Annotated in this window: 17 protein-coding genes; 13 read left to right on the top strand and 4 right to left on the bottom strand. The window is 57.4% G+C overall.

Annotated elements, in window-relative coordinates; genetic code table 11:
* The first annotated feature begins 57 nt into the window (after window positions 1–57).
* From AC13DD_RS02655 to rdgC, 8 genes are read left to right on the top strand one after another with little or no spacing between them, the layout of a single operon-like run.
* Window positions 58–1395 carry a TRZ/ATZ family hydrolase gene (locus tag AC13DD_RS02655; protein WP_482930814.1) on the top strand — a complete coding sequence of 446 codons (1338 nt, stop codon included), beginning with the start codon at window positions 58–60 and terminating at the stop codon, window positions 1393–1395.
* 35 nt (window positions 1396–1430) lie between these two features.
* Window positions 1431–2147: a bifunctional 2-polyprenyl-6-hydroxyphenol methylase/3-demethylubiquinol 3-O-methyltransferase UbiG gene (gene ubiG / locus AC13DD_RS02660; RefSeq protein ID WP_148607706.1), complete on the top strand. Its 717-nt coding sequence runs from the start codon at window positions 1431–1433 to the stop codon at window positions 2145–2147.
* Window positions 2137–2808 (top strand): phosphoglycolate phosphatase, encoded by a 672-nt coding sequence (gph, locus tag AC13DD_RS02665; protein WP_148607707.1) that lies wholly within the window; start codon window positions 2137–2139, stop codon window positions 2806–2808. The genes ubiG and gph overlap by 11 nt, the downstream gene beginning before the upstream one ends.
* Window positions 2809–2865: 57 nt before the next feature.
* Window positions 2866–3615 (top strand): YciK family oxidoreductase, encoded by a 750-nt coding sequence (locus tag AC13DD_RS02670; RefSeq protein ID WP_008171450.1) that lies wholly within the window; start codon window positions 2866–2868, stop codon window positions 3613–3615.
* Window positions 3615–3848 carry a glutaredoxin family protein gene (locus AC13DD_RS02675; protein WP_064227467.1) on the top strand — a complete coding sequence of 78 codons (234 nt, stop codon included), beginning with the start codon at window positions 3615–3617 and terminating at the stop codon, window positions 3846–3848. The genes AC13DD_RS02670 and AC13DD_RS02675 overlap by 1 nt, the downstream gene beginning before the upstream one ends.
* Before the next feature lie 12 nt (window positions 3849–3860).
* Window positions 3861–4631: a peroxide stress protein YaaA gene (gene yaaA, locus AC13DD_RS02680; RefSeq protein WP_482930815.1), complete on the top strand. Its 771-nt coding sequence runs from the start codon at window positions 3861–3863 to the stop codon at window positions 4629–4631.
* Between the two features lie 24 nt (window positions 4632–4655).
* On the top strand, window positions 4656–4856 hold the full coding sequence (locus AC13DD_RS02685) for a DUF2788 domain-containing protein (protein ID WP_148607709.1): 201 nt from the start codon (window positions 4656–4658) through the stop codon (window positions 4854–4856).
* 19 nt (window positions 4857–4875) lie between these two features.
* Window positions 4876–5802 (top strand): recombination-associated protein RdgC, encoded by a 927-nt coding sequence (gene rdgC, locus AC13DD_RS02690; protein WP_482930816.1) that lies wholly within the window; start codon window positions 4876–4878, stop codon window positions 5800–5802.
* A gap of 58 nt (window positions 5803–5860) precedes the next feature.
* Here rdgC and AC13DD_RS02695 read toward each other — a convergent pair whose 3' ends face one another.
* Window positions 5861–8605 carry a bifunctional acetate--CoA ligase family protein/GNAT family N-acetyltransferase gene (locus tag AC13DD_RS02695; protein ID WP_482930817.1) on the bottom strand — a complete coding sequence of 915 codons (2745 nt, stop codon included), beginning with the start codon at window positions 8603–8605 and terminating at the stop codon, window positions 5861–5863.
* 209 nt (window positions 8606–8814) lie between these two features.
* On the opposite strand from AC13DD_RS02695, the gene AC13DD_RS02700 reads away from it, so the two are divergent.
* On the top strand, window positions 8815–9741 hold the full coding sequence (locus tag AC13DD_RS02700; protein ID WP_482930818.1) for a histone deacetylase family protein: 927 nt from the start codon (window positions 8815–8817) through the stop codon (window positions 9739–9741).
* A 6-nt stretch (window positions 9742–9747) separates the two neighbouring features.
* Here AC13DD_RS02700 and AC13DD_RS02705 read toward each other — a convergent pair whose 3' ends face one another.
* Window positions 9748–10665, bottom strand: a complete 918-nt coding sequence (locus AC13DD_RS02705; protein WP_053114885.1) for a flagellar protein MotY — start codon at window positions 10663–10665, stop codon at window positions 9748–9750.
* 183 nt (window positions 10666–10848) lie between these two features.
* Between AC13DD_RS02705 and pyrC the strand changes: the two genes are divergently transcribed.
* Together pyrC and rnt are read left to right on the top strand one after the other, a co-directional pair.
* Window positions 10849–11880 carry a dihydroorotase gene (gene pyrC, locus AC13DD_RS02710; RefSeq protein WP_092034045.1) on the top strand — a complete coding sequence of 344 codons (1032 nt, stop codon included), beginning with the start codon at window positions 10849–10851 and terminating at the stop codon, window positions 11878–11880.
* 44 nt (window positions 11881–11924) lie between these two features.
* Entirely contained in the window at window positions 11925–12581 is a 657-nt protein-coding gene (gene rnt / locus AC13DD_RS02715) for a ribonuclease T (RefSeq protein ID WP_075267700.1), read from the top strand.
* Between the two features lie 73 nt (window positions 12582–12654).
* On the opposite strand, the gene AC13DD_RS02720 is transcribed toward rnt, so the two are convergent.
* Both AC13DD_RS02720 and AC13DD_RS02725 read right to left on the bottom strand, forming a co-directional pair.
* Complete coding sequence (locus AC13DD_RS02720) at window positions 12655–14901, bottom strand: methyl-accepting chemotaxis protein (RefSeq protein ID WP_482930819.1); 2247 nt, start codon at window positions 14899–14901, stop codon at window positions 12655–12657.
* A 157-nt stretch (window positions 14902–15058) separates the two neighbouring features.
* Window positions 15059–17044 (bottom strand): SDR family oxidoreductase, encoded by a 1986-nt coding sequence (locus tag AC13DD_RS02725; RefSeq protein WP_482930820.1) that lies wholly within the window; start codon window positions 17042–17044, stop codon window positions 15059–15061.
* A gap of 385 nt (window positions 17045–17429) precedes the next feature.
* On the opposite strand from AC13DD_RS02725, the gene AC13DD_RS02730 reads away from it, so the two are divergent.
* The gene (locus tag AC13DD_RS02730; protein WP_008171428.1) at window positions 17430–17729 is read left to right on the top strand and encodes a hypothetical protein; all 300 of its coding nucleotides are present in this window, start codon (window positions 17430–17432) and stop codon (window positions 17727–17729) included.
* A 64-nt stretch (window positions 17730–17793) separates the two neighbouring features.
* On the top strand, window positions 17794–20616 hold the full coding sequence (locus AC13DD_RS02735) for an insulinase family protein (RefSeq protein ID WP_482930821.1): 2823 nt from the start codon (window positions 17794–17796) through the stop codon (window positions 20614–20616).
* The last annotated feature ends 3 nt before the right edge of the window (window positions 20617–20619 follow it).

Raw genomic sequence — 20619 nt, forward strand, 5'->3', positions numbered from 1 at the left:
CCGGGCTACATTTTCAAGGTGCGGCAGCTCCGCGCCAAGCGCTGCAAGGCAGGATTAATGACGGCAGACACCATCACAGCGGCCGATATTCGCATCAACGCACGCTGGCTGATTCCAATTGAGCCGGCTGGCACGGTGCTTGAGAATCACGCAGTCATTATCCAGGGCAAGCGCCTTGCTGCAGTGATCCCCCAAGAACAGGCGGACCGGACGTTCCGAACCCGTGAAACCGTCGACCTTCCGCACCATGTTGTCATGCCCGGCCTGATCAATATGCACGGCCACGCGGCTATGACGCTGTTTCGCGGCATGGCGGATGATCTCCCCCTAATGACCTGGCTGAATGATCACATCTGGCCCGCCGAAGGTCGCTTTATCAGCGAACAGTTCATTGCCGATGGCACCCAACTGGCGATGGCCGAAATGCTGCGAACCGGAACCACCACGTTTTCGGATATGTATTTCTTCCCGGAAATTGCAGCTCAGATGGCGCACGATGCGGGCATTCGCGCGCAAATCTGTTTTCCGCTGCTTGACTTCCCGACACCCTGGGGTGCCGGCCCGGACGAGTATCTGAGCAAGGGTGCCGACTTTATAGACACCTGGAAAACCGATGGCTACATCATGCCGGCCATTGGCCCCCACGCACCCTACACCGTGTCCGACGGGCCGATGATTGAAGCCGTCCGACTGTCGGAAAAGACCGGCGCGGCCATCCAGATACACCTGCACGAAACCGCATTCGAAGTGGCCGAGGCTACTGAAAAGCTGGGGCAACGGCCGACTGCCCGACTGGCGGATCTCGGCTTGCTTCGGCCAGAGACCCAGTGCGTACACATGACCCAGATTGATGGCAGCGATATCAGTTTGCTTAAACAAACGGGCGCCCATGTCATCCACTGCCCGGAATCGAATCTGAAGCTGGCCAGCGGCCTTTGTCCGGTGCAGGAACTCCTTGATAACGGGGTAAACGTCGCCATTGGCACCGATGGCGCCGCCAGCAACAACGACCTCGATCTGTTCGGGGAACTCCGGACCGCCGCCATGATGGCCAAGGTTGTGGCCAATGATGCCTCGGCGCTATCGGCACACAGGGCCCTCGAGATGGCCACCATCAACGGAGCAAAGGCCCTGAGGCGGGACCATGAGCTGGGTTCTCTGGTCGAGGGCAAACTGGCGGACATCATTGCCGTTGATCTGAGCGACCCGTTTTTACAGCCGGTCTACGACCCGGCCTCGCACCTGGTCTACAGTAACCATGGTCGATCAGTAAGCCACAGCTGGATTAACGGCGTACCACAAGTACAGGATGGCCGGCTTACCCGCATTGACGTTGCCGATCTCATGCTTCGAGTTGAGGACTGGGCCGGGCGAATCCGTACAATGGCTGACTAACCGATTTCCTATTGATTCACCAGGCAGAACCAACCATGACAAACCAGAACGTAGACCGGAACGAGATCGCCAAATTCGAAGCCCTGGCCAGCCGCTGGTGGGACCCTTCAAGCGAATTCAAGCCGCTGCACGATATCAACCCGCTGCGCCTGAACTACATTGACGAGAGAGTTTCACTGGCCGGAAAACGGGCTCTGGATGTAGGCTGCGGTGGCGGCCTCCTGTCAGAGGGCATGGCCCAGCGTGGGGCCCATGTTACCGGTATCGACATGGGCGAGGCCCCCCTCTCGGTCGCGCGGCTGCACGGCATGGAGAGCGGCGTGAACGTAGATTATCGGCAGATCACCGTCGAGGAGCTGGTACAGGACAGCGGGCATGCCGGCCAATACGATGTCGTTACCTGCCTGGAAATGCTGGAGCATGTGCCGGATCCGGCATCGGTAATCAGGGCCTGTGCCGCCATGCTGAAACCCGGCGGTCATCTGTTTGTCTCAACTATCAATCGTAATCCAAAGTCGTTCCTGTTTGCGATTGTCGGGGCGGAATATGTTCTCCGGTTGCTGCCCAAGGGCACCCATGAATGGAAGAAATTTATCCGGCCTTCGGAAATGTCCGACCACCTGCGCCACGCGGGGCTGGATGTCCGGGAACTGACCGGGATGACCTACAACCCGATTACCAAGGTCTACAAACTGGGCCGGGACGTGGACGTCAATTACCTGATGCACGCCAGGGATATCCGTGAAGCCTGAAAACACTCAACAAACCTCGGCGGTCCTGTTTGACCTGGACGGGACGCTGATCGACACGGCGCCGGACTTTATCCGATGCCTGAACCAGTTGCGGGAACAGCACGGACTACCTGCCCTGCCCCCAGAGCATATTCGACGTTCGGTCTCAAACGGCGCTCGCGCCATGATCCGGGTCGGCTTCGACCTGGAGCCTGAACATCCGGAGTACCTGGAGAAGCACACCGCGTTCCTCGACCTCTACGAGGCCGGCGTGGCGGTAGAAACCAGCCTGTTTGAAGGCATGGACGAGCTCCTCAAAGCGCTTGAGGCGCGAGGTATCCCGTGGGGCATTGTCACCAACAAGCCTGCCCGATTCGCGGTTCCGCTAATCGAAGCCCTGGACCTGGCAGATCGGTGTGGGGCGCTGGTGTGCCCCGATCATGTTGCTCAGCGCAAACCTCATCCCGAAGCCCTTTTGCTCGCCTGCCAGCAGATGGGGACCGAGCCCGGTTCAGGGATCTATGTAGGCGACCACGAACGGGACATCGAGGCCGGCCGCAATGCCGGCATGAAGACCATCGCGGTCCGCTACGGTTATATCGAGCAGCCGGAAGCCATTGACCTGTGGCAAGCGGATCTCATTGCAGACACCGTCACGGACCTGGCAAAGCTGTTACAATAGCGCATCAAATTTAGGACCCGGTGTTCAGCCGGTAACAGCCTGACACGGAGACAGGTTATGCATGATTACCAAGCGCCCGCCGATCTTCTGAAAGACCGTATCGTTATGGTGACGGGTGCCGGCAGCGGCATTGGCCGGGCAGCGGCGAAGGCCTATGCCGCCCACGGTGCGACCGTCGTACTGGTTGGCCGAACTGTCAGCAAGCTGGAAACGGTTTACGACGAAATCGAGGCCGCCGGTCACCCGAAGCCCGCCATCGTACCCATGAACTTTGAGGGTGCGGCGGTGAAGGATTACGAAGAGCTGGCCATGACTCTCGAAGACAACTTCGGCCAGCTCGATGGTTTGCTTCACAACGCGGCTATCCTGGGCGATCGCAGCCCGGTGGAGTTGTATGACCCGGAAACCTGGAACAAAGTCATGCATGTAAATGCAACCGCTCCATTCCTGCTCAGCCGGGCCATGATCCCCCTTTTGCGAAAATCCGATGATGCTTCGGTGATTTTCACATCGTCTGGTGTTGGCCGGAAGGCGAAAGCCTACTGGGGTGCCTACGCAGTGTCCAAGTTCGCCGTCGAGGGCCTGAGCCAGTTGCTATCCGAAGAACTGGATGACGAGCGTCACAATGTCCGGGTAAACAGTCTGAACCCCGGCGCCACCCGTACCAATATGAGAGCCCACGCCTACCCGGCGGAGAACCCACAGCAGAATCCGGCACCGGAAGACCTGATGCCGATATACCTGTATCTCATGGGCAAGGACAGTCAGGGCGTTAACGGCCAGAAACTGGACGCACAGCCGAAATAATGGAACTGCTTTTCTACACAACATCCCAGTGCCATTTGTGCGAACTGGCAGAAGCCCTGCTTGTAAATACGCCCATGCCGGAGCCGATCCCGGTAGACGTTGTGGACATTGCCCAGTCCGAAGAGCTGGTGGAACGCTACGGCACCCGGATACCGGTGCTTAGACGCAACGATACCGGTGCGGAACTGGACTGGCCTTTTACCAGGGATGAATTACTCACATTCCTGCAATGAGGATTGCCTGACATGCTGATGGTTATTTCCCCTGCCAAAACGCTGGACTACGAAAGCCCGCTGGCGACCAACACGTATACCCAGCCGGAGTTCCTTGAGGATGCCTGCGAGCTGGTCGACCAGCTCAAGGGGCTGGAGCCGCATCAGATCAGCAATCTGATGAGCATCAGCGACAAGCTGGGCCAACTGAACGCTGAGCGCTTCAGAAACTGGCACACACCGTTTACCCCGGAAAATGCCCGCCAGGCTTTACTGGCATTCAAGGGCGATGTTTACACAGGGCTGGACGCCGAAAGCTTCAGCGAGGCCGATTTCGAGTTTGCCCAGCAACACCTGCGCATGCTGTCGGGCCTCTACGGGGTTCTGAAACCGCTGGACCTGATGCAACCCTATCGTCTGGAAATGGGTACCCGGTTCGAGAATGACCGCGGCAAGGACCTCTACGCATTCTGGGGCAACAAGATAACTGACGAGATCAACCGGCTGCTGGCAGACGACGACGGCGTACTGGTAAACCTTGCCTCCAATGAGTATTTCAAAAGCGTAAAGAAGAAAGACCTTGAAGGTCGGTTGATTACTCCCCAATTCAAGGACTGGAAGAATGGTCAGTACAAGATGATCAGCTTCTACGCCAAGAAAGCCCGCGGCCTGATGTGTCGGTTTGCCATCGAGAACCGCATTACCCAAGCCGACGACCTCAAGGGGTTTAACCTCGAAGGCTATTACTTCAGCGAAGACCAATCCGATAAGAACAACTGGGTTTTCCTGCGGGATGAACAGTAATCCACGTTGATATCGGAGTAAGCAATGAACGAAGCAGTGTTTTCCCAGATCGCCATGCTGGTGTTTCTGACCGGCCTGATTGTCTGGATGGGTATCATCGTCTGGGATCTGGCCAAGAAATCCCAGGCCGGAAGATTCGGCACCATCGCCCTGTTTACGGTGCTGGGCGCAGGCGTTGTGGGCTTTATTATCAAAACCGTACTCGTAGAGATCTTGCAAATATGAAAGACAAGGACCAGCCCTGATGTGGTTTCGCAACGCCCGCGTATTTCGATTTACCAAACCGTTTGATATCTCCGCCGAAGAGCTCGAGGAAAAACTGCAGGCCGATGCCTTCAAACCCTGTGGGCCCCAGGAAACCAGCCGCCAGGGCTGGGTACCGCCGCTGGGCAAGCATGGAGAACAACTGGTGCACAGCGCCAACGGCTATCATCTGATCGCTCTGCGCAAGGAAGAGAAGATTCTTCCGGGACCGGTGGTAAAGGAAGCCGTTGAAGAGAAAGCCGAAGCGATCGAATTCGAGCAGGGCCGTAAGGTCCGACGCAAAGAAAAGGATGAAATCAAGGAACAGGTGATGCTGGAGATGCTGCCCCAGGCCTTCTCCAAAAACCGTCGCTGCTTCGCCTATCTCGCACCACAGGACGGCGTTCTGGTAGTGGATGCGGGCTCCGCCAAACAGGCTGAAGATCTGGCCTCCACTCTGCGCAAAAGCCTGGGTTCATTACCGGTTCGTCCGCCCGCCGTGGAACAGGCGCCCGCCTTCACCTTTACCGGCTGGCTGAACGAATCCATCGATCTGCCTGCCAAGGTGGTTCTGGGCAGTGAATGCGAGCTGAAAGATCCGTCGGAAGATGGTGGGGTTGTGCGCTGCAAAGGCCTGGATCTGAAAGCCGATGAGATCCGCAATCATCTGGATGCAGGCATGCAGGTGACCAAGCTGTCCCTGACCTGGGACGACAACGTCTCCTTCGTGCTGGATGAAGAACTGGGCATTCGTCGACTGAAATTCGGCGAAACACTTCAGGACCAGCTGGACGATGTCGATGTGGATGACGCCGTTGCCAAGTTTGATGCGGCGTTCACGCTGATGACCCTGGAGCTGTCCCGACTGATTCCGGGACTCCTCGAAGCGTTGGGCGGTGAAGATCGCTCAGCGATTGTCGAAGAATAAAGCCGTGAACAGGGGATCAGATGAAACGTTCATCTGATCCCGTCCTGGCCCAACCCCCTCAGTGAGCGCTCTTTCCCAACCGCTCTCGCTGCCAGTCTTTTTCCGGTTCGTTCAGAACCAGCCGCAGATCCATCACTTCCTCCTCGGTATTAAACTTGATCTCAAACCCCAGATGCTCTGCCAGCTGCAACATAGGACGATTGTCCGGCAGCACGTTGCCAACCATTTCCACGGTGCCACGAGCCCGGCAATAATCGATCATCTTCTGCATCAGGGCTACACCGAGGCCTTCCCCTTTCATTTTGTCGTGCACCATGACCGCAAACTCGCATTGCAGGTTGTCAGCATCGGTCCAGGTGCGCACGGTTCCCAGGGTCTCCTCCCCTTCGCCGTCTTCCCGGGGCGCATTGGCAATAAAGACCATCTCCCGGTCGTAATCGATCTGCACCATTTGGGCAACGTCTTCCCGCGAGAAATGCTTGCGATACTGGAAGAAGCGGTAACGAATGGATTCCGGTGACTGCAACTCATGGAACGCCCGGTGGGCAGGCTCGTCCTCGGCCAATACCGGTCGAATGATGACCCGGCGGCCGGATTTCGGCAGAACAATCCATTCCTCCAGTTCCCGCGGGTATGGCTGAATGATCGGCCGGCCCGGCTTGTCGGCCAGATTGATAGCGATATTCACCGCCACGGCGCCCTGCTCGTTGAACAGCAAGGGCGATATCTCCAGCCCCTGAATCTCCGGGATGTCGATCACAATCTGGGAGAGAGTCACCAGGGTCTCGGATACCGCCCGGATATCCTCCTCCGGCTTCAGGCTATGCTCTTTCAGCAGCTTGTACATGTAGGTACGGCGCAGAAGCTCTCGGGCCAGCACCATGTTCAAAGGCGGCAGTGCTATCTGCCGATCAGTCATGACGTTTATCTGAGCACCTGCGGCGCCACATACGACCAACGGACCAAACAGTGAGTCACGGGTAATGCCAACGCTGAACTCAATGCCCCCGACATGCTGATAGGAACGTTGAACTGCAAACCCGAGGAAGCCACTGTCCGGGAAGTGGCTCTTGTATTCCTCCATCAGGTAGCGGCAGGAATCCATGATCGCTGCTTCGCTGTTGAGCTTCTGTACCGTGCCTTTGTAACGACGCTGGGTCGGACTCAGATTCAGGAAAGGATGGCAGGCCTGCTCATGAATAATGGTTATGTCGATGGGGCGGCGTTCAACCGCAAACACCTCCAGAACCTCTTCCATGTCGTCGCAATACATGGTGTCGATGGTGTTGATACCATAGTCCCGCACCAGATCCCGGGCTTCCCGGTTCGATAGATGATAGCGACCTGAGCGCAACGCCCTGCTGACCACGTGACGGGTGTGGGTCCGATCTGCGAAGTGATCAGTAAAGGACTCAGGGGTTTCGGTCAGTAACCGCTGAACCCGCTGGTGACGAACATGCTGCATGAACGCCATAACGGCTTTTTCGGGATTGAAGAACGATGGCAGCCCGGCCCGGTAAAACTCTTCCCGGGCATCCATGACCGTACTCTGGCCGAGCCAACAGGTGAATACGTTCAGGCGGGTTCCTTTCGAAGCCTGCACCACGGCGTCTGCAATCTGGAGGCTGTCCTCTGTCAGGCTCGGCGCATACATCACCAGAACGTTCGCTACTTCCGGATCCTTGGCCAGAATCTTGATGGCCTTGCCATACAACTCCGGCGAGGCATCGTAGTTAAGGTCAATGGGGTTCTTGCGAGTCCAGTATGGTGGCAGCAGCTCAGCCAGGGCCCCGATACTGGAATTCGACAGCTCCGCCAGTTCACCGCCCAGGTCAGCCAGCCGATCGACAGCCAACACACCCGGGCCAACCCCATTGGCCATGATCGCCAGAGTTTCACGGCGCAAGGGACGCATGCGGGTCAAAGTCTCGAGCGCATCAAACATTTGGCCAAGACCGTCCACCCGAAGCACACCGGCCCGCTGGAGCATGGCGTCGTAGATCGGATCACTGCGTTTCAGACCATCGGGCAGATCGTGGGGAAACCACTCCGATTCCGGGACCCGACCAGATTTCACCGCAATCACCGGTTTGGTGCGGGATGCCACCCGAACCGCCGACATGAAACGCCGGGCATTGGGGATGTTCTCGATGTGCAGAAGAATCGCACGGGTCTGGGTGTCCTGCGCCAGATAATCAATCAGGTCGTCGTGATCGATATCCATGCCATCGCCCAGGGTCAGAAAGTAGGAAAACCCCACACCCCGGGCGAACGCCCAATCTATGACTGAGCTGGCAATAGTGCCGGACTGGCCGACGAAGGCAACCCGGCCCGGAATGGCGCCCATATGGGCGTAGGTGGCGTTCAGGCTACGGGCCGGAACCATCAGACCGATCGTATTGGGGCCAAGCACCCTGATGCCGGTTTCCCGGGCGGCCTCGCGCACGGAATACATCAGGGGCTGGCCGGTTTTACTGTGAGTACGGGACATACCCCCGGTCATAACGATGGCGGTGCGTACCCCGGCTTCCCCCAGCCGCTTGATGGTCTTGGCCACGGTATCCGGCGGCGTACAGATAATTGCCAGGTCCGGGGAAAACTCCATTTTCGAGACTTTCTTGACGCAGGGTACCCCGTGCACGTTGTCGTAATCGTTCTGGTTCACGACCAGCAACCGCCCCGGATAACCGCCCCCCATAAGGTTCCGCAATACCATGCCGCCAAGGTTGTCTGCCCGCTCCGATGCACCGATCACCGCAATGGATGCGGGGTTGAACAGGCTCTCCAGATACCGGGTGCTCAAGCTGACTCTCCTTTGTGAGTGGCCGGCAGGCCGTTAAGGAAATAAACGTAATAAAACAGGTTACTTATGAGTGTAACTCTTATCTTAGGCCTTGATCCCGCGATGTGAAATGACTATCGCCCCTATAAGACCAAAGAAACACGGCATCGTGCAGTTTTCCCTGATAAGCTTGAAGAAAATATAAGCATATTGAAGGCAGTCCGAGACGTATGACCACGGCATTCTTTTCCCACGATGACTTCATGAAACACAACATGGGGCCGGAGCATCCGGAAAGCCCTGAGCGGCTGGCGGCCATCATCAGCTACCTTGCTGATACTGGCCTGGACCAGAAGCTGGACTGGGTGCGGCCGGAAGAAATCACCCGTGATCAGCTTCTGATGGTGCATCCGGAAAAATATCTCCATCAACTGGACCTGATGCAACCGACCCGCGGCCGCGTGTTTACCGACCCGGACACGGCCATGATGCCCGACACCCTTCGAGCCGCTCGTCTGGCAGCTGGTGCCAATATCCAGGCCGTGGATATGGTCATGAGCAGCCAGGTTACTAACGCGTTTGTGTGTGCCCGGCCGCCCGGGCACCATGCCGAGCGGGCGAAATCCATGGGGTTCTGTTTTTACAACAACGTTGCCCTGGCCGCCGTGCGCGCCCTCACCTTTCATCATTTGGAGCGGGTCGCGATCATCGATTTCGACGTGCACCAGGGCAATGGCACCGTAGACATTGTCAGTGGCGACGAGCGTATCCTGATGTGCTCAAGCTTCCAGCATCCCTTCTATCCGCACTCCCACGTGCACCGGCAGGCCGACAACATCGTGAATATTCCGATTGAGGCAAACTGTTCGTCTGAAGAGTACCGGAAGCAGGTGGAGGCGGGATGGCTGAAGCGCCTGAATGAATTCAAACCGCAGTTGATCCTGATTTCGGCGGGTTTTGATGCCCACCGGCTGGATCCGATGGCAGAACTGAATCTGGATACGGAAGATTATCGCTGGCTAACAGAAATGATTGTGAGTGTCGCCAGTGAGCACAGCAATGACCGGATCATTTCAACCCTGGAAGGCGGTTACCACCTGCGGGCCCTGGCGGAAAGCGTCAATGCCCACCTGGAAGTTCTGGATTCGGTTTACTGACGCCAATCAGCCCCTGGGTTCGCCGCCATAGCCGTTGGCCTGTTGCAGTTCCGGGCGGTCACCGGCCCGTTGCAGGCGGATATTGGTGCGGCGGTTATCGGCGGGCCGGTTGGATACCGGGTACTGGTCGCCGTGAGCCCGAACGGTAATCATGTTTTCATCAATACCGCTCGCCTTGAGGTAGTCGGCTACTACATTGGCGCGATCTTCGGAAAGCGCACGGTTGTCGATCCGGCTTCCAATACTGTCACTATGGCCATCCACGAAAATCCGCTCGACCGTGGAATCTGCATTCACATAGGCCACGATGTTATCCAGTAGTTGCCTGTCGGCATCGGACAATTGCGTGCTGCCGCTGGCAAAGGGCACCCTCGAGCGCTGGATCTGATCAAAGTTTACCGGCAGAAGATTGGACGTACAGCGCTGATAACGCTGGTACTCGCCGGCGAAGTTGATGTTGGAGACCTGAACCCGCACCGGGCGGCCATCAAACCACGATTCCCTGGTTACCGTCGGGCGCATCCCGTCCAGAAGTCCATGGGCGACCACGAACGCCTGACGGGTATCCAGCGAGACCTGACGGCGATCATCCGAGACATTGACCGTTCCCAGGGGCTTCGGCGCCACACCCGGACGCCAGGCCGGTGCCTCGACCACAAGGCTGCCGCGCCCTGGTCGCATCAATGCGGAATCAGACTCCAGGAAAAAGCTGAGACTTTCACCGGCGCGATGATTGAACACAGCCCGACCGTAGCCGGGAACTTCGTGCACCAGCCGGCATTCAAATACCGACTCGGCGAGATACCACTGGCTGTTCTCGATTCCGGCGCCATAGCTGGCAGCCTGCGCGGTTGCCGGCAGAAGCACCACGGGCAACGTGGCAACCAGCAGAGTATTCAGGAGTTGTCCGGGGCGAAATCCCATAGAGCTAGCCATCAGTGTCCGGAGTTAGCAGAGTCAGACTGTTTAACGGCCTGAGCCGGAAGTTCTTTAGCCACCAACCGGAAAACAATCACCCGCGCCTTCTGGTATAATTCGCCAAATTTTTTCGGCTCCCAGAGAACCGGGCACAAGCTCGCCCCGCCAAAGGTATTTCGGACAAACGCCATGACAGACAAGCTCACGCTCACACGCCCCGACGACTGGCACCTTCACGTACGGGACGGCGACATTCTCAACGACGTGGTACCGGCTACGGCCGCCTGCTTCGGTCGCGCCATCATCATGCCCAACCTGGTACCGCCAGTCACCACCGCAGCCGATGCCACAGCCTACCGGGAGCGGATTCTGGCGGCTGCCAATGGCACCGAGTTCGAGCCTTTGATGACGCTGTATCTGACCGAGAGCATGACGGCGCAGACCATCCGGGATGCCAGGGCTGCCGGCGTTGTGGCTGCCAAGCTTTACCCGGCCGGAGCAACGACCAATTCCGACTCCGGCGTGAAGGATATCCGCAACATCTACCCGGTTCTGGAAGCCATGGCCAATTGTGGCATGCTGCTGCTGGTACACGGCGAGGTAACCGATGCCGATATCGACATTTTTGACCGGGAAAAGGTATTTCTGGAGCGTGTCCTGGCACCCACTCTCGAGGCTTTCCCGAACCTGAAGGTTGTACTGGAACATATCACCACGGCCGATTCCGCAGAGTTTGTCCGGCAGCACACCGGTGACAACCTCGGTGCGACTCTGACGCCCCAGCACCTGATGTATAACCGCAACCACATGCTGGTAGGCGGCATTCGACCGCATCTCTATTGCCTGCCAATCCTAAAGCGTAACCGCCATCAACAGGCGCTCAGGGACGCGGTGGCCAGCGGCGACAAACGCTTTTTCCTGGGCACGGATTCCGCCCCTCATTCGAAGGATCGCAAAGAGGCAGCCTGCGGTTGCGCTGGCTGTTACTCGGCTTACGGCGCAATCGGCCTGTATGCGGACATTTTCGAAGAGCTTGGCATCCTGGATAAACTTGAAGCATTCGCCAGTTTCAACGGGCCGGATTTCTATGGCCTACCGCGGAATACCGATACCATCACCCTGATTCGTGACCCCTGGACCATGCCGGCAGAGCTGCCGCTGGCTGACGGAACCATCGTGCCCCTCAAGGCTGGTGAAACCGTTCACTGGAAACTGGCGTAAACCTGACTTATTCCTTCTCACACACGGCCAAGACCGGAGCTTGAGTGACTGACGAAAACAAACCACCGCATCCCATGTCCCGCCGCTTTCGCGGGTTTCTGCCTGTTGTAGTCGACGTGGAAACCGCTGGCTTCAATCCCGAGCGGGACGCCCTGCTGGAAGTGGCGGCAGTGATACTGACCATGGACGACGATGGCTGGGTGCGGCGCGCTGAAACCCACGTTCAGCAGATCGATCCTTTCGAAGGCGCGAATCTGGAGCAGTCCGCGCTTGATTTCACGGGTATTGATCCGTGGAATCCGGAGCGAGAAGCGGTACCCGAGCGGGAAGGACTCAGCGAGATCTTCAGCCCCATTCGCAAGGCGGTGAAGAACCACGATTGCAAGCGAGCCGTCCTGGTGGGCCACAATGCCACCTTTGACCATAACTTCATCTTTGCAGCCGCGCTGCGGGCCGACATCCGTCGTAACCCGTTCCATCCTTTCTCAACCTTCGATACCGCCACGCTGGCCGGCCTGGCCTATGGCCACACGGTTCTGGCCCAGGCCTGCAAACTCGCGGGCATTCCGTTCAGCAACAAGGAAGCCCATTCCGCCGCCTATGACGCGGAAAAAACCGCAGACCTGTTCTGTGGCATTGTGAATCGCTGGAAAGAACTGGGCGGCTTTCCGCCTCCGGTGATCCCCGAAGAGACCGAATAACCGCCCTAAAAAACCCGCCGCAGCGGGTTTTTTTCTGTGTGCCAGGCCTAAGTGTTGAAGGCACGCCTCGTACTCAGCTGACTTTAAAGCGGGACAGAGAATCCTTGAGCTGATGAGACAACTCCGCCAAGTCACCACTGGCTTCGGAGATCTGGACCATGGCCTGTTTGGTCTCCAAGGACTTTTCAGCAATTGTGGATACGTTGCGCGTTACTTCTTCGGCCGTGGCTGATTGCTCTTCGGAAGCCGTAGCAATCTGCTCCGCCATACCGGACATCCGGGCAACCTCTTCCACTGCCTCGCGAAGCTGCAACACTACGGTTCCTGCCCGCTCAGAAATGCCTCTGGCCTGGGTGCTGCAACGGGTAACGACCTTTGAAGCACGCTCCGAAGAATTAACCAGAGTTTCGATGGAACTACTGATCTCCTCGGTCGCCTTCTGGCTGTTCTGGGCCAGGCTGCGCACCTCATCCGCGACCACCGCGAAGCCCCTGCCCTGTTCACCGGCCCGGGCCGCTTCAATAGCGGCATTCAGAGCCAGCAAGTTAGTCTGGTCGGCGATGGACTTTATCGAATCCAGAACCCGGGTGATGGATTCCATATTCTTTCGCAAGTCCTCTATGCCGGCTTCTGCTTCCTCCAGTTCCCTGGCCATAGCACGGGTGTCCTCAGCGGAGGATTCCACCTCGGTGGCGCTGCGGCTGACCGCCTCATCAGTGCGCCGGGCGGCGGCTGCCGATTCCGAGGTATTCTGGGACACCTCGCTGATGGCAGAGGACATTTCTTCAATGGCCGAGGCCACCTGCTCAGTCTGCTCTGCCTGCTGATTCACACTGTCCAGAGTCTGCGAGGTGGTACCGGACAACTGTTCAGATGCACTGGCCTGGCGCTGGGACGCTTCTTCAACCTTGAAGATCACTTCTTTCAGGTCTGACACCATCTTGAGCATGGAGCCGTATACGCCCGTGGCCTTGTCACTGTCGGACGAATCAATGACCAGGTTACCTGCAGCCACCTGTTCCGCCAGTGCCTGCAATTCGGACGGGTCTTTGCCGAGGGGTTTCATGATCCGCACTGCGGTCCAGACCGCCACGGCCGCCACGGCCAAGAGCACAATAGCAATGGCTATCGCCGCCAGCGTCCACATTTCACGCACCGGCGCCAAGGCCTCGTCTTCGCTGATCTCCGCCACCAGCGCCCAGTTCAGCCCGCCTACGGTAACTGGCCTGTGGGCGGAAAACACTGGCTCGCCACGGTAGGACGTAACCACGCCTTCACCGGAATTTCCGGCCAGGGCCTCATCCACCGATGTCGAACTAATGCGTCCATTCTCTGGGTCGGCAAAGGAAGCGACAACACTGCGGTTTTCCGGATCCAGGTAGGAGTCTGACCGCATCAGGTTATCCGGCCCCACTAGGTGGGCATCCCCGGTTTCGCCCATGCCATCTCGTTCCATCATGATGTTGTTCAGGCTGTCGATGGGAAACTGGAAGGCCAGCACGGCCAGCCGCTCATCTTTTTCGGAGTATATGGGGGTTGCCACAAATCCGGCGGGCGCACCGTAGGACGGTACATACCGAGTAAAATCAACAAAAGTCGGAGAAGTATCCTGTCCGTCAGACATCGCCTGACGATAAGCTGCCGCCAGGCCAGAATCCGCGTAGGGACCGTCTTTCAGGGAGGTAGCAAAATCCACCTCTTTGGCTACGGAATAGATAACATGGCCTGTATCGGCATCAATCAGATAAATATCGTAGTAGCCGAACGCCTCCTGAAACTCCTTGAACGAGGTGTGCCACTGTTTGTGAAGAGTGTTATAAAACTGCGCGATATGGACGTCAGCCGATACCAATTCGTCTTTCTGCCCCACAGGATTCGGGTTGTCCACGATGTAACCCATCTGCAGAGCCAGGCTGTTTTTGCTGAGGGATGCAACGAAGTCCGAGGCTGAACGTCCTTTAGCACCACCATTTTGCTGCAAGGGTGGCAAAAAATTCTGCTGGTAATAAGCCTCGACGTTTTCTCGTAAGGTCGACTGCTCCTCTTGTACCAGTTTTTCATAATTCTGGAATGCCAAACCAAACCCCTGGGCCGCCGTTCGGGTCCCGCGATTATTGGCCATGGCTTTCAGCTGCCGGGCAATAGTGCTGAGATAATCTTCAACACTATGCTGCTTATTGGTAGCCGCAATAGAGAGTTGTTGCAACGCCTGTTCCGTGAGGCTCTGTCGGGCAATTTCGGCGTTAAAAAATGAGATGGCAATGACGGGAAGCAGGCCAACCAGCAGCAAAGTCAGCAAAAGACGTTTCTTGAGAGTCATCAATAGCCCTTCTTTTATATTGTTCTTATGTTAACCATCGGCTATCGGCTGGTTTTCTTTAGCCCAGAACACTTTATAAAAGAGGCGAATCTCGTTTAACCCATTAATATGGGAGGGGAAATAACTCCCCCTCCCACTCGATTCGGGGGCAACTGCGTTACCAGTAGATGCCCCGCATGATGGCGGCGAAAGCCACCTGCTCGCTGGACACCTTCGGCTTCTCCCCGGAACGGCTACCAGCGGCGGCCGGTGAATCCGGGAACATCCGGTAACCGGTGTTCATGACGATCTCGGCCATCTTGGGCGCCAGGGCGTGAAGCACCTGGGCAAAGATACCCAGGCGGGTAGCGATTCGCTTCGGCCGATAGACAATGGCATCGGCAACCATGGTTGCCGCCTCGTCCGGCGTTAGCGTGGGGACAGAATCGTAGATCTTGGTTGGCGCAATCATCGGCGTTTTCACCAGCGGCATGTTAATGGTGGTGAACGTGACATTGCGATCCGACCATTCCGAAGCGGCGCAGCGGCTGAAGGCATCCAGCGCGGATTTGGAAGCCACGTAAGCCGAGAACCTGGGAGCGTTGGTCAACACACCGATGGACGAGATGTTGACCACGTGACCGCGGCGATTCTCAAGCATCTTGGGCGCAAAGCCCATGATCAGACGAACGGAACCAAAGTAGTTCAGCTGCATGGTGCGCTCGAAATCGTGGAAGCGGTCGAACGACAGATCCAGTGAACGGCGAATCGAGCGCCCGGCGTTGTTGACCAGCACGTCGACCTGGCCATGGTTATCCAACACGGTCTTCACGAACTCGTCGCAGGCATCCATATCGGAAAAATCGCAGGGATAGGCGTGCACGCTTGCGCCCCGGGACTCCAGCTCTGCGGCCACTTCCTTCAGGCGCTCGAGTTTGCGGGCACCGATCACGAGGATCGCGCCGGCGTCTGCCAGTTTCTGGGCAGTTGCAAGACCAATACCGGACGTAGCACCGGTCACCACACAGACGCGACCTTCAACCGTGCCCTTGAGCGTGCGGTCCTTGAACAGGTCGGGGTCCAGATTACGCTCCCAGTAATCCCAGATCACCGGCGCGTAGTCCGGCAGGCAGGGCACTTCAATGCCGGTGCCTTTCAGAACGCGCTCGGTTTCGCGGGCGTCAAAACGGGTCGGGTAATTGATGAACGACATCACGGATGGCGGAATGCCCATGTCATCAAGAATGGCCGACGTCAGACGCTTCACCGGTGGCAGGTTCTTCAAGCTCTGGCGAATGAATGGCGGAATAAAGCCGAACATGCGGGAATCGATCCGCATCCCCATCCGGGGTGCGTGACCAGCCTCGCTGAAAATGTTGAGAATTTCGCCAACCTTGTACGGATCGGTATCCACCAGGTGGAAGCACTTGCCGTCTTCACCCTCGAGGTGAGCAATGTGATCCATGGCGTTAACCACGAAATCCACCGGCACAATGTTCAGACGCCCACCCTCGACACCAATGGTCGGAACCCACTGGGGCAGCGCGTGGCGGATTTTCTGAATCATTTTGAAGAAATAGTAGGGGCCATCCACCTTGTCCATTTCACCGGTAGCGGTATGCCCAATCACCATGCCCGGGCGGTAGATGCGGAAGGGAACCTTGCATTCCTCACGAACGACCTTTTCAGATTCGTGCTTGGTCCGCAGGTACGGATGATCCAGCTTCTCGGCTTCCTCGAACATGTCTTCGCGGAAGATTCCCTTGAACAGACCGGCAGCCGCAATGGAAGAAACGTGATGGAAGTGCTTGGCGCCCATCGCCTCCGCAGCATTCACCGCAGCGCGGGTGCCCTCGATATTGGTCGCCTGCTGGGCTTCTTCATCTGCGCCCATATCGTACACGGCGGCGAGATGAAAGAAGTGGTCGATTTTCCCTTTCAGGGCTTTCATCGTCTTGGCGTCGATGCCCAGATTCTTGCTGGTCAGGTCGCCTATGACGGCCTTCACCTGGGTTTCATCCGCGCCCCAGCGCTCACGCAATTTGTCCAGCTTGTCCTGGGATTGTTCACGCACCAGTACGTGGACAGTGCCACCACGTGCCAGAAGCTTCTCCACCAGGAAACGGCCAATAAATCCGGTGCCACCCGTCAGGAAATAATTCATCAATCTTCCACCCTGCCTGTTGCTCTGTTGTTGTCTATCCATGCCGGCACCCATACGACTAAAGTCTTAGAGTTTTCCGGAAACGCCGGCATTGTACTTAATTGCAACCTTCATGTATCGAACTTTTTTAGAGCTTTTACTCTGTAAGCCTTTGTTTTGTATAGAGCTATTACTCTAAATTTCTGACCCGACAAGCGGGACATGCCTGTCCGGTTCGTCGACACAATGTTTTTGAGACTAGCACAGGAATTGCCCCGTGCATGCTCAATTTCCGGATTACCACAATGCAATGAAAGCGCCCGCCAGCAATGACATAATCGGGAACTTATCGCGCCTTTTGGCATCTCTTGTTTTCACAGGAACACCGACCTCCGGAACCCCTACTATGCAGAAAGACAATCCCAACGCGGAACGCTACATTTCGATTGCCCGGGCCTGCCTGAAGGCCATCAACGACACAGCCGATAACGCTGGTTCACGGGAAGAGAAAATTCAGGCGGTCTACGAGGCCATCGACAAGGCCTTCCAGGCCGAGTTCGCCGATTATCGCCAGTCCGTCGCCATCATGGCCACGGTTCTCGAGCGTATTGCCTCGGGCCAGCTGGACAGTGAGAAAGCCGCCGACCTGGCACGTAAAACACTTGATCAGCAGCCTGAAAGCACCCGCAACGCGCTGATGCACTGATTCGCAAACGTCTTCTCCGGATCCCAGAGGGCCTATGAACACACGTACCGTCAGGAAGAACTCCATGCAGAACCCGATCTCACGCCTGTTTTCCCTGCTCATACTTTTGCTGTTCAGCACCCTTGCTCTTTCTGCGCAGATTCCGGAGAAGAGCCCCAATGACAACAACCAGTACCGGTTCATCAAACTGGACAACGGCCTGAAGGTCATTCTGGTGTCTGATGAGGATGCAGACAAAGCAGCGGCCTCAATGAACGTTGCTGTTGGTAGCGGAGATGATCCGGCGGAGCGCGAAGGCCTCTCCCACTTCCTCGAGCACATGCTGTTCCTCGGGACCGAGAAATACCCCGATCCGGGCGAGTACCAGCAGTTCATCAAGAGCCACGGTGGCCAGCACAACGCCTTCACCGCGTTCCAGGACACGAACTACTTCTTCGATGTTCAGGCCGAATTTCTGGAACCGGCACTGGATCGGTTCGCCCAGCAATTTTCCGCGCCCCTATTTACCGCCGAACTGGTGGATCGTGAGCGCAACGCTGTGCACTCGGAGTTCAGCGCCAAACAGAAAGACGATGGTCGACGCTTCTATTCCGTCAAGAAGGCCGTCAGCAATCCGGATCACGCCTTCAGTCACTTTGCCGTCGGAAACCTGAGCACCCTTGAGAATACGGAAGCAAATCCCCTTCGGCCGGACCTGATCGAGTTCTGGAAGCAGCATTACTCCTCGAACATCATGAGCCTGGCGGTTTACGGGCCCCAAACCCTGGATGAGCTGGAATCCATGGTGCGAGGGCGCTTCGATGCCATTGAAAACCGCAACCTTGAGACCAAGCGTCACGTCGCCAGCCTGTACCGCTCAGATGAGCTGCCAGTCAGGGTCACAGCAGAAGCACTGAAGGACGTTCGAAGCCTGTCGCTCACGTTCCCTATTCCGTCCCAGGAAGCGAACTACCGCACCAAACCCGCCAGCTACGTGGCCAACCTGCTCGGCCACGAGGGCCCAGGCAGCCTGTTCGACGTTCTGAAACGGGCCGGTCTGGCGGAAAGCCTTTCCGCAGGTCTGGGCATGGATACCGGCGAGAACGCCACCCTCGAAATCAGCATTTCCCTGACACCGGAAGGACTGGCTCGCCATGAGGACATCCTGCCGCTGGTATTCGATTACATCGAGAAGATTCGCCAGAAAGGTATCAGCGAGCAGCGTTTCCTGGAAATGCAGAACCTGGCTCGCATCGATTTTCGATTCCGCGAACAGGGTAACCCCCTGCACGAAGCCATGCGCCTTTCTCGTTACCTCCAGGACTATCCCGCCGAAGACGTTTTGCGGGCGCCCTGGCTGGTTGAGCGCTTCGCGCCGGAACAGTACCGCGACATTCTGGACAGGCTGACGCCGGACAACCTCCTTACTTTTGTTCTGGCACCGGAGCCTGAACTTGAAAATCCGAACCGAACCGACTGGTACGAAGCGGCGTGGGCCCGAAAACCACTCGACCCGGCAACACTGAGGACCCAGTTCCTGCCAGAACTCGCTGCCCAGCTGCGCCTGCCGCCGGAGAATCCATTTGTGCCGGAAGATCTGGCGATGGTGCCCGGAAAAACCATGGCGCAGCCGACACAACTGGCAACCATCGAGGGAATGGATGTCTGGTTTGCCCGGGATACCCGGTTTGATACCCCGAAAGCCAACGTGTTTGTGGGCCTTCGTACGCCTGCCACCCGAGCGTCGGCACGCAGCTACGTGCTCACTCAGCTGCTGGTGGACGCTATCAATGCCAATCTGAACGCCTGGGCTTACTCCGCCAGTCTTGCGGGCCTGGATTACAGCGTCTATCCGCATCTCAGGGGTATCACGGTCCGGGTCGGCGGTTACGACGACAAACTCCATACCCTGATGAACCGGATTCTGCTCCAGGTGGCTGCACCGGAACTGACCGAACAACGTTTCGAGATCGCCCGGCAGCAGCTGATTGACGGCCTGCAGAACAAGGCCAAGGATCGCCCCGTCGAACAGACCTCTGAGTTTATCCAGACGTCCCTCATCGAAGGCGCCTGGCCCACCGACGCCAAGCTGAGAGCCGCCCGGGAAGTTAGCTTCGAGGAACTGCAGTCCTTCTCTGAAGCCCTGCTGTCACAGGTTGACCCGGTTATGATGGCGCACGGAAACCTTACCGAGGCCTCGACTCTTAACCTCGCGCGGCAAATTGACGCCATTGTTCTGGGCAACAGCGAGCTGGTCCGGGTAGCACGAAGCCAGGTGCGCCAGCTGCCAGATAATGAAACCCTCGTCTCCATCGACGTGGACCATCCAGACACGGGCTATACCCTCTACATGCAGGGAGACAACACCAGCTTTGAGGAACGGGCCCGATTCCGGCTGCTGGCCCAGATTATCAGCAGCCCGTTCTACGAAGAGATCCGAACCACCCGCCAGATGGGCTACATCGTTTACGCAACGCCTTTTGAAATGCTTGAAACACCGGCCCTGGGGTTTGTTGTGCAGTCACCTTCCGCTTCCCCGGCAGAGATTGACCAGGCTGTTCAGGAATTCTCCAACAGCTTTGAGGAAACCCTCTCCGCTTTGACAGCGGAACGCCTTGATCGGGAGAAACAGGCCGTTATCAGCAAGCTACTCGAGCGGGACCGGCAACTCGGCGAGATTTCCAGCCGCTACTGGCGTGAGATTGATCGGGGCATGGACACGTTTGATTCCCGCCAGCAGTTGGCCAACGCGATCAAGCAGGTCGGAAAACCACAATTGCTGGAAACCTTCAAAAAGGCCGTCCTGGAGCGCAAGCAGGCATTAGAAGTGGTTACAGGTGGGAATGGCCTGGAGGCAAACCGGGCGCTTGGCAGGCTCACCGAGCTGCCGCCGGTGCCCGCCAGCTAGAGT

Source organism: Marinobacter sp. L-13 (assembly GCF_056857715.1).